The organism is Butyrivibrio sp. M55 (assembly GCF_900116865.1).
Classification (GTDB): Bacteria; Bacillota; Clostridia; order Lachnospirales; family Lachnospiraceae; genus Butyrivibrio.
The window spans coordinates 36,636-51,134 of record NZ_FPCD01000017.1 but is presented as its reverse complement, the minus strand read 5'-3'; the positions used below and the strand labels follow the sequence as shown (position 1 = coordinate 51,134).

Below are 14,499 nucleotides of genomic sequence, written 5' to 3'. Positions count from 1 at the left end.
TTCGCGATTTTGCACAGAAGAGGGGGCGTCGGTTTCCGTAGCTAAGGCTCCCAGAGATTTCACTCCCCCTACCCCGACCACGAAAAATCAGAACCTGTACTCCACATCACGATCCTCAGTCTTTGTCTTCACATCGTGATGATGCTTACATAGTGACTGCCAGTTCTCACGGTCCCAGAACAGCTTCATGTCTCCGCGATGTGGAACGATATGATCCACGACCGTAGCCGGCACAATCTTTCCTTCCTCATAACATCTCACGCATATCGGATGCAGCTGAAGATATTTCTTTCGCTCCCGTTGCCATGCACGACCGTACCCACGCTCGCAGGCGTACTCTCTGTCATGTGAATGTAATGGCTTATGCTCATCACAATACATCTGATTATATGGTACAAGCCTTGCACAGCCGGGATGCTTGCAGGGCACATCCGGTTTTCTCGGCATTACCCTCACCTCTTTCAATATAAAAGCCCGGCAAGGATCTCTCCCTCCGGGCTCGTATCATTTTCCACTTTCGTCAGTATAACAATATCATAAGAACAATGTGACATTCTATGACATCAACTGCCAACTTTATGGAATCCTGATATTTTTGATTGCTTCATCATGGATACGATATATGTGCCTTACAGAATATCCAAACTCTCCGGCTATATCCTCCCACCTGTCAAAGCATAGATACCTTCGCTCCAGAACAATCTGTCCTTCACGGTCTTTGACCTGGCTGATGTATCCCATGATTTCTTTTTTCACATCCAGTAGTTGATCGACCTCGGCATTTAATTCCGTTTCAAGATCAAGTATCTTCACAATGATATCTTCCAGCCTGTGGATGTTCTTATTCGGACTCTTTGGCATATCGGATATATTGCTTCCTGCTCTTGTAGCCAGATCATGAAGGGAAGCAATCTGATCAAGCTTACTGCTGATATGCTGGTCGATACGGTATGCTCTCATAAGATTCCTTTTAACTGCTAACTGTTTCTGGTTCATAATCTACCTCCGATAGAAAAGATTTGTTTTCCCTCGGATTGACTCTGATTTACCATGATTGTCTTATTTCTTCCTGTAGCTTTTGGATCAGGAATTCTCCGTCCACGGATGTCAATGTTGAATACCACGAAGAACGAAAGAACTTCTCTAATGTCAGTGCTTCACTGATGGCCTCTTTATTCCTTGGATTTTTCTTCACTCTCTTAAGTGCCATTCGGTAATCCTTAACAGCCTGCAGGATGATCGCATTGGCAAGCGCTTCGTGTGGATCCATTCCGTTACTTGCCATAGGCACTTACCTCTGCTTTTACGGCATCGATCAGTCTGGCCTGTGTATCTCCTTTATGAAGTAGTGCCTTCATAATTCTTTCATCAATGGAATCTGCCGTAATAATATGCTGCACCACGACCGTTCCGGATTCCTGTCCCTGTCTCCAAAGTCTTGCAACAGTCTGCTGATACAGCTCCAGGCTCCATATCATCCCGAACCATACCAAGGTATTTCCTCCACTCTGAAGATTTAACCCATGACCTGCAGAAGCCGGATGTATCAAACCAACTTCTAACCTTCCTGCATTCCAGTCCTCAATGCTTTGATCTGAATCCAGCTTTCCGTAAATAACGCCCAAAGCATCCAGCCTCTCAATGATCCTTGACAGATCATGCTTGTACCAGTAAGCCACAAGAATGCTTTTACCATTTGCAGCCTCGATGATATCCTCCAACGCATCCAGCTTCTTATCATGAATAAATTCAATGCCACCTGCATCAGAATAGACAGCACCATTTGCCATCTGTGTAAGCTTCCCTGAAAGAGTTGCAGCGTTTGCAGCTGTCACTTCGCCTCCCGGAAGATTGATCACCAAGTCACTGGCCATTGCCTCATACTTCTTGCGTTCATCTTCATCTAGATAGACCGGATATTCTGAATTGATCAGCTCCGGCATCTGCAGATGATCGGTACCTTTCATAGATATTGTGATGTCTGAGATTTTTTCATAGATCCTTTTATCTGCACCCTTTCGGAGCCTGTAGCTGTAAACAATCGGACCATTCACCTGATCCGGCACAAAAAACTCTGCTCTGTATTGACTGATAAACCGGCCAAGCCTTTTCCCTAGATCAAGAATTTTATACTCCGCAAACAGATCCATCAGGCCATTACTGGAAGGCGTTCCCGTCAAACCGACAATTCTTTTTACCTTAGGTCTTACCTGCATCAATGCTTTGAATCTCTTTGCCTGCCAGTTCTTAAAGGATGACAGCTCATCTATCACTACCATATCGAAATCAAAAGGTAATCCGCTCTTTTCAATCAGCCAGGGAACATTCTCCCTGTTGATAATATAAATATCAGCCTCTGTTTGAAGTGCCTTTACCCTTTCTGCTGCCGTTCCAACTGCTATGGAATAGCGAAGACCTCTCAGCTGATCCCATTTTTGAATCTCTCCGGACCAGGTATGCTTTGCCACTCGAAGCGGTGCAATGATCAGAACCTTTGTTACCTCAAAGCTGTCAAACATCAGCTCATTGAGAGCCGCCAATACGATACTGGTCTTGCCCATACCCATATCTAAAAGAATCGCTGCTATAGGATGTTCCTTTATAAAATTGATCGCATATCTCTGATAATCATGTGGATTGTATTTCATCTAAAATTCCTCCGATTTGCTCTACCCCATCAAGAATGTATGTGGGGAAACCTAATTTTTTCAATAATCTATGCCTTGAAGCTTGCAAGGCCCTTGGCTTTTCTCCAGGTGCCTTTACTTCCACCATTCCGAAATGCCTGCCCGGCAAGAAAACTAATCTGTCCGGCATCCCGTCAAATCCAGGGGACACCCATTTCGGACATATCCCACCACGGCGTTTAACCTCGGAAACAAGCTTCTGCTCTATTTCTCTTTCGCGCATGTTGACCTCCGCATTTTGCCAAAGGTGACGGTCGGTGATGGTCTATCCAAAAACTCCCTTTAGAACAGTTTTGAAAACACTCTATAGGGACTTTTCCGATATGAGTGTCACCGACTGTCACCACAGCTTAAATAAGGCTTTCTAAAAGACAGCAACCCTGAAAAGGTTTACGGTCTGACTGTCACCGACTGTCACTCCAGAAAATCCTGTCCCTGTTTTAACTTCAAACCGTATACGAATGATCCCGTCTTGACCTTCTTCTTGGGAAAGCCCGACTTCTCGATTGAACTGTAAAAATCTGTCGTGCTTCTGGTAAACTCACCATTCTGCATGCAGTATGCCCTGTATGCCTGATACAGTTCCCCAGACTTCTCCGAAGCTGCCTTATCAATGTCACAGCAATCTGCCAGGAAATGCCCCAGCCAGTCGTTATCCTCGCGGTATGCTTCAATCGCATCTACCACGACCTTTGGTAACGGTACCTTGAAATCCATGTCATACGCCTTTTTCGCACCTTCGATGATCCAGCTCATAATGAAGGAACCGGCATGATCAAAGAGATAATCCGCATAATTCTTAATGTCGTTATCACCAATAATCTTTGCATTGAAGGGGATCACAATCAGTCTTCTCCATATACCGTCATCATTGGCACCGACCTTCGGCAAATGATTCGTGTACAGCACCAGAGTGTGTGAAGGTACAAAATGAAACGGAGCCTTGTACTTCTTCTCTGCCTGAATCTCATCCGTAGAGCAAAGCTGTTTGACGGTAGCCGTGTTTAAGCGCATTCCTTCTTCCATCTCAGAAGATATGATGAGTCTGCGGCCTTTCAGTTCTGCCATCTCAGGTTTGATATTTCTCTTACAATTCATAGTCAACGCTTCCGCAGACAGCTTCCCGGCGTAATCTCCCAGGACCCGAAAGATCGTGTTCCAGAAAGTCGATTTACCATTGGCGCCGCCACCATAGGCAATGATCATATGCTCCTGATAGACCTTCCCGATTGCAGCCATTCCCACTACCAGTTGCACATACTTGATCAGCTCTTTGTCACCGCAGAAAAACAGTTCCAAGGCATCCAGCCACAACTGTCCGTCACCGGATCCCGGTGCACAGGTCGTAATCTTCGTGATCAGATCTTCAGGATTATGCGGCTGCTCACCGGTCAAACCTTTTCTAAGGTCATAGGTGGCATACGGTGTGTTAATAAGAAACTCATTCTTATCCAGATCATTCACGTCAATCCCGATCATCGGCTTAGATGCATTTCCGGTAGAAACGATGTATTTATAATCACGACGTTTAAGCACAAACTTCAGATAGGTTTCTGCAGAGATAAGCGCATATAATAGCGGCATCTGATCCGGCGCAACTTCCTTTGCCACTGCCTTTGATCCGCTTTTTACTATCGCTTCCGGTATCCCGGCATCAACAAGTGCTTTCTCTGCAACTTCTTTTTCCTGCTGGGCATCTGCAAGCTGAAGATCAAGGAATTCTTCGATTGCACCGATTGCAAGCTGCACATCCTCCACCCAACGTTCTCCGTCATATCTCAAATAATCCGTAGCTGCTGAAAACCTCAACTCACTTCCATATTCCTGAACCAGGACCTTAGCTTCTCCGATATCTGAATAGTCTTCCGGCTTAAGAGATGCGTCATTAAAATCTGCATTATACTGATCCGGCGGAACGTATCCATCAGATGATGAGATCTTCTTATTGAAGAATTTTTCTGCACTGTTCCAGATTGTTTTCAATTCTGCTTCCGGGAGCGGTGGATCACACTTCTGTGCGTGCTCCATAAAGACCACATGTGCCTTTTCCGTATCTCCATATCTCTTTAATATTCTGGAAGCAAACCTGCTCATGGTATTGTTACGGCTGCCCTGCACGATTACTCCGGATTCAGCAGTCTCTTCCTTCTCTTCTGACTCGTCCTCATACACCGGTTCAATTTCTTCATCGATTGTCATCCATCCTTCATGCCAGATCGGCTCTTCAACATCAGCCCCGAATATAAATCTTGCCGCATCCAGCGCATTTCCATCGAAGAATTCAAAACACTTCTTAATCCCTCTCTTAATCGCTGCGTACCAGCCTACATCCGTCGTCTCAGCAATCTGAAAATACACATGGAACTTTGGTCTTGCCGCTTTACCGTCTTTTACCTTCATATGGTTCCGACTGAATGCAATTACATAAGAAATATCCGGCAGCATCTCATCAAGCTTCTCAGGTGTGATCCATTCCTTCGGCTCCTCAGTGTGATCATTATCAATGTCCATCACCACCACATCAGACCTGGTGAAGTTCCCGATGCTTCGATAGTTCCCTTTGTACTCAGCACAAACATGGTCGAATCTGACTGCTTCCTTCATTTCCTCCGGTGTGGTCACCACCTTCCGGTTCGGATAGCTGCAGTTACTGGCTTTGCCTGTGCAAGCTGCTGTAAAAATGGTTATCTGCATACTTAAACCTCTTTTCTTAAAAAGTAAGGATATGAAATCCTCCTAACTTCCTAAGCGCCCTATACCTCCGTTTTTCCGGTCAGCAGCAAATTTTTATGTAAAAAAAAATAACGCCATGCAGAATCGCTTCCTTTTATATGCGATCCCAAACCGGCGTCATTCTAAAAATATTTTCAAAAAATCTTCACTTCGACCGGAAAAAACAATTCCAAACCCGCTTAGGAAGATAGAAAGGCACAAAGCCATTCGGAAAGTGAGGTGCTGCAGATGCAGAAAGAATCTACTGTAAACGGCCAGCCGGATGAAGCTATCGATGAAGATCTGATTGACACCCTGATTGCCATCAGCGTCGTAGCAAAGCGACTGGCAGCCAATCTAAGAAAACAGAATACAGAAAACGGAGGTAAAGAAAATGAGCAAGATGAGTGAACTCTCTGCCATGATCGACAGTCTGATCAAATGTGGAGAAAGCTTAGCTGAAACCGGCAGAGCCTTGAAGGAATTCTATTCAGAATCCACTGAAGAAACTCCGGTAAAGCCTGAAAAGAAAGCAAAGAAACAGGAATCCTCTCCTTCGGAAGCAACTGCCGAAAAGCAGTATTCCAAGGAAGAAGTCAGAGGCATCCTGGCAAAGAAAGCCAACGAAGCAGACGGCCGCTTCAAAGCAGATGTCAAGACGATTGTTCAAAAGTATGGCAACGGAGGCAGCCTTACTGATGTAGATCCGAAAGACTACGCGGCACTTGTCACCGAGGTGGAAGGTTTGACCGATGCCTAAGCATGCATACCTTTCCGCCTCCGCAAGTCACAGATGGCTTGCCTGCCCGCCCAGTGCAAAGCTGTGTGCCGGTATCAATGACAGCGGCAGTCCTTACGCCCAGCAAGGGACCGATGCACATGCCCTTTGTGAATACAAAGTAGAAAAACTTATGGGAAGAAATCCTAAGGATCCTACGGAAAACCTGACTTGGTTTGATACGGAGATGGACGACTGCACAGATCAGTACGCCGCCTACGTTGCAGAACAGATCGAAGAAGCAAAAACACATTGCTCCGATCCGCTGATCCTGATTGAGGAAAAGCTGGACTTCTCAAAATGGGTACCTGAAGGCTTCGGCACCGGCGACTGCGTGATCATTGCAGATGATGTGCTACATATCATCGATTTCAAATATGGTCTCGGTATCCTGGTAGACGCCGAAGAGAATCCACAGATGATGTGCTACGCCTTAGGCGCTTTGGACACATACGAATGCCTTTACAACATTGAGACCATTCGTATGACAATCTTCCAGCCCAGAAGAGACAACATCAGCACCTATGAAATCAGCAGAGACGATCTGATGAAATGGGCGGAGGATATCTTAAAACCTACAGCAGTCCTGGCCTATAACGGTGAAGGTGAATTCCATGCCGGAGACCATTGCCAGTTCTGCAAGGCTAAAGCAACCTGCCGCAAGCGTGCCGAGCACAATCTGGAGCTTGCACAATATGACTTTGAAATGCCACCAGACCTGGATGAAACAGAAATTGCTGCTATCCTTCCCCGGATCGACGATCTGGTAGCCTGGGCAAATGACATCAAAGAATACGCCTTACAGCAGGCACTGAGCGGCACAGAATATCCCGGCTTCAAAGTAGTTGAGGGCAAATCAAACCGCAAGTATTCAGATGAAAGCGCAGTCGCTTCAACTGTAGAAGCAGCCGGCTTCGATCCTTATGAAAAGAAGCTTCTGGGAATTACCGCAATGACTTCACTTCTGGGCAAGAAGAAGTTCAATGAACTCCTGTCCGGTTTGATCACAAAGCCACAGGGCAAACCAACACTTGTGCCGGAATCCGACAAGCGACCGGCCATTAACACAGCCAAAGATGATTTTAATGACGAAGAATAAGGAGGAAAAAATCATGGCAAAGAACGTATCTATTCCTACAAAGGTGATCACAGGCGTGAACACCAGATGGTCCTACGCAAATGTGTGGGATCCCAAGAGCATCAATGGTGGTGCTCCTAAGTACAGCGTATCTCTTATCATTCCGAAGTCTGATACCGCTACGGTCGCAAAGATCAAGGCAGCCATCCAGGCAGCCTATGAGGAAGGTCAAAGTAAGCTGAAGGGCAACGGAAAGTCTGTTCCTGCTCTTTCTGCTATCAAGACACCTCTCCGTGACGGCGATCTGGAGAGACCGGATGATGAGGCTTACAAGAACGCCTACTTCATCAATGCAAACAGCGCTACGGCTCCCGGCATCGTGGATGCGGACAGACAGCCGATCCTTGAACGCTCCGAAGTCTACTCCGGCGTTTACGGCAGAGCCAGCATCAACCTGTACGCCTTCAACAGCAACGGCAACAAGGGTATCGCCTGCGGTCTGAATAACCTTCAGAAGATCCGCGATGGTGAACCTCTCGGAGGCAAGTCCAGAGCAGAAGATGACTTTGCAACAGCAGACGATGAGGATGATTTCCTCGATTAACCTGACAACCAATGCGGGTGGCGGCAATACCGCCGCTGCCTGCGACAATCTAAAGAAAGAATGAGGTAAATGTCATGGAATTTGCAAATAACGTTATAACTTTAATCGGTAACATTTTCAGCTGCGCTCTTATCCTTACCTTCCTGATTGGACTGATCTACGGAATCCGTTTCATGCTCCAGATCAAACAGCAGGAAAAGGAAGAATACGAACGCAAGAAGAAAAAAGATGAGCTTGATTACAAGGAATCTGAACTGCGTTATCAGAAGCTCTTTGAAGACAAGCGATAAGTTCACGGGAGGCGGCAGGCATAAACTGCCGCTTCTCTTTTCATAGAAAGGATGACAATGATGAGAGAAATGTCAATCGACTTAGAGACTTACAGCGACATTGATATCTCCAAATGTGGAGCATACAAGTACGCTGAGTCTGAGAATTTTGAGATACTGCTCTTCGGAGTCTCTGTTGACGGATCCCCAGTCACGGTCTATGACCTTGCCTGCGGAGATACCATTCCGGATGAGATCCTTGCAGCATTATCTGATGAGAACGTAACCAAATGGGCTTTCAATGCAGCTTTCGAGAGAATATGTCTCTCTAACTGGTTAAAGAGGCATCGCCCGGAATACTTCACCGGCTACAGTATCCCGGAAGATCCTGCAGGTAAATATCTCAACCCCGCATCGTGGAAATGCTCAATGATCTGGTCAGCTTACATGGGGCTGCCGCTTTCACTGGAAGGTGTCGGAGCTGTCCTAAAACTCCATGATCAGAAACTAAAAGAAGGCAAAGACCTGATCCGCTACTTCTGCTCTCCATGTAAACCTACGAAAGCAAATGGTGGTCGCACACGAAACCTTCCAGAACATGATTCGGAAAAATGGGAACTCTTCAAGAAATATAACCAACGCGATGTGGAAGTAGAAATGTCGATTCAGAAACGCCTTGCCAAATTCCCGGTACCTGAACAGATCTGGGACGAATATCATCTTGATCAAGAGATCAATGACAGAGGCATTATGCTTGATATGACTGTAGTTGAGAACGCTATTGCCTTTGATGAAAAGTCCAAGTCGACACTTATGCTACAGATGCAGAACCTTACCGGTCTTGATAATCCCAACAGCGTTGTGCAGATGAAGGAATGGCTGTCAGATAACGGCATAGAGATGGATTCCCTCGGCAAAAAAGAAGTCGCAGGCTTTGTCAAATCCTCTGACGGTAACACCAACGGTAACATCACCGAAGCCCTAAAGCTCCACCTGCAGCTTGCCAAATCTTCCGTAAAGAAATATCAGGCAATGCAGAATGCTGTCTGCAAAGACGGCAGAGCTCACGGTATGTTCCAATTCTACGGAGCCAATCGTTCCGGCCGCTGGGCTGGCAGGTTGATACAGTTGCAGAACCTTCCGCAGAACCATATGCCGGATCTAACAGAAGCCAGAGCCATTGTGAAAGCCGGTGATTATGATACCCTGCAGCTTCTCTATGATGATATCCCAGACACTCTGTCGCAGCTGATCCGTACAGCCTTCGTGCCCCGTTCCGGATACAAGTTCATTGTCAGCGACTTCTCCGCTATCGAAGCCAGAGTGCTGGCCTACCTTGCCGGTGAGACTTGGCGTTCCAAAGTATTTGCGGAAGGCAAAGATATCTATTGTGCCTCTGCCAGCCAGATGTTCGGCGTACCGGTCGAAAAGCACGGGATCAACGGTCACCTCCGTCAGAAAGGTAAGATCGCAGAATTGGCTCTCGGATACGGCGGCAGCGTTGGTGCTCTGAAGTCAATGGGAGCCTTGGAAATGGGACTGACCGAAGAAGAACTGCAGCCGCTGGTCAACTCCTGGCGGAACTCCAACCCAATGATCACCGCTTTCTGGTGGGACATCGACCGTGCAGTCAAGACCACCATCACGCAGCGCATCCAGACTGAAGTTCGTGGCATCAAGTTCTTTTACAAGAGCGGTATGCTTTTCATCAAGCTTCCATCCGGTCGCCTGCTCTCCTATGTGAAGCCCCGTATTGGTGAGAATCAGTTCGGCGGCGAATCTGTAACTTATGAAGGTGTTGGATCCACAAAGAAATGGGAACGCATCGAGTCCTACGGTCCGAAATTCGTTGAGAATATCGTGCAGGCTGTCAGCAGGGACATCCTCTGCAACGCCATGAAAACTCTCCGGCACTGCTTCATCGTCGGACATGTCCATGATGAACTGATCATCGAATGCGATCCCCGTGTTGATCTGAAATCTGTCTGCGAACAGATGAGCCGATCCCCCGCGTGGATGCCGGACATCCTGCTTAGAGCAGATGGATATGAGACAAGTTTCTATAAAAAAGACTGACATCAAAATAGCGGCTCCCGGATTATCGCCGGAGGCCGCTTATCAACTAATCAAAATAAACATTCATTACATATCCTGCAGGATAACAAGGCAGAAAATCTTCTATTGGCGGAAGATGATCTAATATGTGGTTCACATATCTATAGAATTCCTCCATATCAGACATGAACCCTTTAGCCGTGCCTATGTCTCTGTAATTGAAAGCATGTACCGCGTTTCGATAATGCTGAATCTTATCTACCCACACATATAACGGATCTTTATCGTCGTCCCACAGTTTTCCTTTACTGAAGTTCTTCAAGTCCTCGAATCTCATGTTATTAGGTTCGACAGTAATGGTTTTCCCTTTTTTCGTTTGCGTTAGAGGATTCTTCATATAGTCCTCATAGTACACGCAGTAAAAGAATTTAAGCCAGGATTCTACTAAAGCTCCCATATTTGTACGAGCTAATATCAATTCACCATCTGTCATAGTAGATCCTTTATCGATCCATATTTTCAATGTATCTGTAAGTTCAGACATCCATTTCAACATAGCATCATCAAGTTTATCAGCAACACTATCTGGTGCAATTCCTCTTGATTCCTTCCAAACTAATGCCATGTTATTAGTTTGAAGCCGTAATACTTCATAATCACTTCTTCTCATCTATTTATGCCCTTTTATAATATCCATAGCTGCTGTCGATAAATCTTTTCCTTCATACGTTATCAATAGCTTGCCAGGGAAGTGTTTCTCATACCACTTTTCTTTTATCTCCCAGTGTGCACGATAATCCGGAAGATCAAGTCTTCCAACATGCTCCCAGTAATATGTTTCGCCTCGGAATTTCACTGTAAAATCAGGCAGGAACATCGTACCGTCCGGCGCATACAGCGGTTCCTCATAAACAAACGGCACTTCTTCCGACACAAGCATATTTGCAATGATAACTTCGGACTTTGATCTCACAAAGTATTCCGACAAAGTTGCCAGCTTCTTCTCATCAGCGTACCAGTTCTGAATATACAGCAATTCTTCAGGAAGCGGATTAAACGCAAACACCGAAGAGTTGATTCTTCTGACCGCAGACTTTTCCAGATGTCCCAGTGCGGTCAAGGTACCTATATCTTCCTGCAAGAGAATCGTAACCTTCTTTTGTGCTCTGGTAATTGCAGTATAAAGTAGTTCCATCGATAACAGGTGACTATCTCTTTTCGGAATCACAATATACACATAATCAAACTCTGAGCCCTGAGACTTGTGAACACTTATAGCATATGCCAGTTCCAGATTTTCCTGCACTTTCTGTTCTGGAAGATACCAGCCTTTATCATTCCTCCCATACTCACGACCATAGTTATATCGTAATTTCTGCCGATTCTTATTTGAGAATGCAACCTGGAATCTTTCAATCGTACTGATGAAATTATACCGCTTGTTCTTTGAATCAAACGGATGCATCAGTACCAAGCCAATCTCGCCGTTATAAACTTCATGCTGCTCTACAGCCCGTGTCTCCTGATTATATGCATAGGCCATATCCGACTTCGGACGATTCCTGAATTGAATGACCTTATCAAAATAACTGATACCGTCCAGGTTATATCGATGGCTCCAATAGGGATTAAAGACATTCTGCATCAACACATTCAACGCATTGGTACCGTAGAATTCACCGCGATACGGAGATATTATCTGTATTGCATCAGGATTGGATGTACCATCTTCTTTACGGATTGCTTGCTGCCACAGTTTATCCAGACCACTGTAATCCTTCATCTTGGTCATGGCTTCCATATCCTGCGTCAGAACATCTCTCAGCACCGTTTCAAGGTCAGATTGCTCTTTCCAGAAATACACAGCCAGATCCTTGTCGATATCTCCGTTACCGTTTTCCAGTATCTTTGTAAATAACTCTTCTTTTTTCTGCTTCAAAGAATCGGCAGAACTATTGTCTTCCATATCCGACTGCTTTTCCTGTATGAAGAGCTCAGCCAGATCAAGAATCCCGCAGCCATTACCTTCTACTCGGTTTACCAATTGACGGATATTCTCACTAAGTACGCCAACATTCTCAGGATACTCCTGATTAAGCCATTCGATGGTATCGGAGAAAACTTTTCCGCGCCCTATTGGCGGAAGCTGATTTGGATCCCCTACCAGAATAAGCCGCTGAACACTGTTCCAATTGATGCTCCGCAGCAAAGTAGCAAACAGATTCAGGTCAATCATAGAACACTCATCTATAATGATCGTATTTACATCCTGTCCTTTGCTTCCACCCTTACGCTTAAGTGTAAAGTTCTTGTTCAGCCAACCATTGCTCGCAAGATAAGAATGGATCGTTGAAGAATTCTTTTCTGTCTGTGTCTTAATTCGTTCTGCTGCTTTTCCGGTCGGTGCCATCAGCAGAAAACCTGCTGCCTGTCCATGCACTCTTTCAATGTTTTCAACAATAGCCTTTATAACCGTAGTTTTTCCTGTTCCGGCAGCACCGGACAGAACACATATCGGCTTTGAGAATATCTGCATACAGATATCTGCCTGCTTATCAAGGATATGCTCATACTGATCTGCAGCAGTCTCATTAAGCTTAGATTCCGGATTTCTAAGTTTGCTCTTGAACTTTTCCTTTGTAATAGCTAACTTCAAAGAGATATCCGGTCTTTCGGCAAGCATGGTAAATATTGACTCAACCTGCCGCTCATCCTCATAAACCCACTTAAGATACAGGTAAAGATCCTTCTTGTCCTCCTCTCGCAGATATAGCGCTTTGTCATATATTTCTCTATCAAGCTTGAAGTTCTTGATTTTAAAAGTATACTGTTTCCATTCCGGCATGCGATCCAGCCTGTGATTTACTGAATTCAAGATGGTCTCTGCCTTACCAAAAGAATGAGCAGCAATACGATTAAGCTCATCAACACAAAAAGCTCTTAGGCGTTCCGGATCACCCACATCAAACAGATTCTCAATTCCATATTCCGGTGACACAATGATTCCATTATCTATTTTGTAGAACGGAATGGAATCATCCGGATCCATGCCCTGGTACTGCTCGAATATAATATATGGATTCTCTACAATTTCCTTTAAAGAAGCCGTAATTGAGACATCTTCCCTGTCTTCACTCAGGATATAACCCATTTGATCTGCAGAGATATCGAATCGCGGCAGGATATCAAATAATAGCTTCTGTTCCTCATCTTCACGAAGCAGGAACTCCCTGCGTACAGTACGTAGATTCACTACATTATGCCCGAATACTTCATCCTGATCGCCATCCATAAGCTTACGAACTTCATCTCGGAAGAGTTTCATATCCTGTTCATTGGTAAGCGCGATATAGTGCTGTACCAATTCTTCCAGCCCCATATTGATCATTGCTGATGCAAATCCCGGATAAGGACCCCTGGCTTTCCATAGTTCGCTAAGAACGCTGTTCAGCCATTTCTTACGTTCCTCCCAATTCTCTGTATCATCCCCGATCTCGATTAACACATCTACACTATTGATCAGCTGATTGATAATTTCAATGGCATCATCGTTAGACACCTCACGGCTGCCATACTTGAACGGCGACCTGTGAAGCGGCTTAATTACAATACGCTCCAGAACGGATTCATTATCCATGTATTTCCAATACGGGATAGAGAGCCCCTCATCCGGATAATATGACGTGATGGGCTTCTGCCAGATAACACCACCGGCATAATCCTTTTTTATCTGTTCGGTTGTGTTCTCATAGTAATGGAAGTCATCTATCTTCTTGATGCGTGATGCACCCACGATGACATAGTTGTCCTCTTCATTCTCGGAAAAAGGATTGCTGTATCCAGCATAATAAAATACAAGAGACTTTCCTTCTTCAAACTGCGAAAAATATGCCTCAGCATTACGCTGGCGTTTGTTGTAATCGTAAGTCTTACCTTTAACAGAAGAGAAAACATCATTCTTGTACATAGCCTCATAGCACCATGTACAAGCAGTATATGGCGGCAACGTCAGAATCGTTGCATCAGCATCCTTCTCTTCCCACCAGGAAGGCGGTTCAACCTTTACCTGAACAGTCTCTTTACCAAACGCATTTGCGCTCAATGCACATGCCACCTTGCAGGGATGCTGGCCACATGATTCACCAGCGTGAGCTGTTTCAAAATCCAGATCACGCTGTTCTGCAATCATCTCTCCCGGATATGAATGCTGTCCCACGCAATATACATTTTCACAAGGCTTCTTGCAGATATGCCCATTCCAGCCATCACTGTGCCAAGCAAGCCTCAGGCTCATATGCATTACCATAAGCTACCTC

The 14,499-nt window shown here is 45.3% G+C and carries 14 protein-coding genes; 6 read left to right on the top strand and 8 right to left on the bottom strand.

What is annotated here, in order from left to right:
* Positions 1–87: 87 nt before the first annotated feature.
* From BM398_RS14395 to BM398_RS14370, 6 genes are all read right to left on the bottom strand, one after another.
* Positions 88–447, bottom strand: coding sequence for an HNH endonuclease (locus BM398_RS14395; RefSeq protein ID WP_092338569.1), 360 nt, complete (start codon positions 445–447; stop codon positions 88–90).
* 129 nt (positions 448–576) lie between these two features.
* A complete protein-coding gene (locus BM398_RS14390) occupies positions 577–996 on the bottom strand; it encodes a hypothetical protein (protein WP_092338567.1) in 420 nt (139 codons plus the stop codon).
* Between the two features lie 49 nt (positions 997–1,045).
* Positions 1,046–1,285, bottom strand: a complete 240-nt coding sequence (locus BM398_RS14385) for a hypothetical protein (protein ID WP_242949824.1) — start codon at positions 1,283–1,285, stop codon at positions 1,046–1,048.
* On the bottom strand, positions 1,275–2,648 hold the full coding sequence (locus BM398_RS14380; protein WP_092338565.1) for a DEAD/DEAH box helicase: 1,374 nt from the start codon (positions 2,646–2,648) through the stop codon (positions 1,275–1,277). Before BM398_RS14380 ends, BM398_RS14385 begins: the two co-directional genes overlap by 11 nt.
* Positions 2,629–2,910, bottom strand: a complete 282-nt coding sequence (locus tag BM398_RS14375; RefSeq protein WP_092338563.1) for a VRR-NUC domain-containing protein — start codon at positions 2,908–2,910, stop codon at positions 2,629–2,631. Before BM398_RS14375 ends, BM398_RS14380 begins: the two co-directional genes overlap by 20 nt.
* Positions 2,911–3,101: 191 nt before the next feature.
* Entirely contained in the window at positions 3,102–5,381 is a 2,280-nt protein-coding gene (locus BM398_RS14370) for a phage/plasmid primase, P4 family (protein WP_092338561.1), read from the bottom strand.
* 267 nt (positions 5,382–5,648) lie between these two features.
* On the opposite strand from BM398_RS14370, the gene BM398_RS17235 reads away from it, so the two are divergent.
* From BM398_RS17235 to BM398_RS14345, 6 genes are all read left to right on the top strand, one after another.
* Positions 5,649–5,810, top strand: coding sequence for a hypothetical protein (locus BM398_RS17235; RefSeq protein WP_175531966.1), 162 nt, complete (start codon positions 5,649–5,651; stop codon positions 5,808–5,810).
* Positions 5,794–6,159, top strand: a complete 366-nt coding sequence (locus BM398_RS14365; protein ID WP_092338559.1) for a hypothetical protein — start codon at positions 5,794–5,796, stop codon at positions 6,157–6,159. Before BM398_RS17235 ends, BM398_RS14365 begins: the two co-directional genes overlap by 17 nt.
* The gene (locus BM398_RS14360) at positions 6,152–7,276 is read left to right on the top strand and encodes a DUF2800 domain-containing protein (RefSeq protein ID WP_092338557.1); all 1,125 of its coding nucleotides are present in this window, start codon (positions 6,152–6,154) and stop codon (positions 7,274–7,276) included. Before BM398_RS14365 ends, BM398_RS14360 begins: the two co-directional genes overlap by 8 nt.
* Positions 7,277–7,289: 13 nt before the next feature.
* Positions 7,290–7,859, top strand: a complete 570-nt coding sequence (locus BM398_RS14355) for a DUF2815 family protein (RefSeq protein WP_092338555.1) — start codon at positions 7,290–7,292, stop codon at positions 7,857–7,859.
* Between the two features lie 74 nt (positions 7,860–7,933).
* Positions 7,934–8,149 carry a hypothetical protein gene (locus BM398_RS14350; protein ID WP_092338553.1) on the top strand — a complete coding sequence of 72 codons (216 nt, stop codon included), beginning with the start codon at positions 7,934–7,936 and terminating at the stop codon, positions 8,147–8,149.
* A 60-nt stretch (positions 8,150–8,209) separates the two neighbouring features.
* On the top strand, positions 8,210–10,204 hold the full coding sequence (locus BM398_RS14345) for a DNA polymerase (RefSeq protein WP_092338552.1): 1,995 nt from the start codon (positions 8,210–8,212) through the stop codon (positions 10,202–10,204).
* Positions 10,205–10,250: 46 nt separating this feature from the next.
* On the opposite strand, the gene BM398_RS14340 is transcribed toward BM398_RS14345, so the two are convergent.
* Positions 10,251–10,853, bottom strand: coding sequence for a hypothetical protein (locus tag BM398_RS14340; RefSeq protein WP_092338550.1), 603 nt, complete (start codon positions 10,851–10,853; stop codon positions 10,251–10,253).
* A complete protein-coding gene (locus tag BM398_RS14335) occupies positions 10,854–14,489 on the bottom strand; it encodes an ATP-dependent DNA helicase (RefSeq protein WP_092338548.1) in 3,636 nt (1,211 codons plus the stop codon).
* Positions 14,490–14,499: the final 10 nt, after the last annotated feature.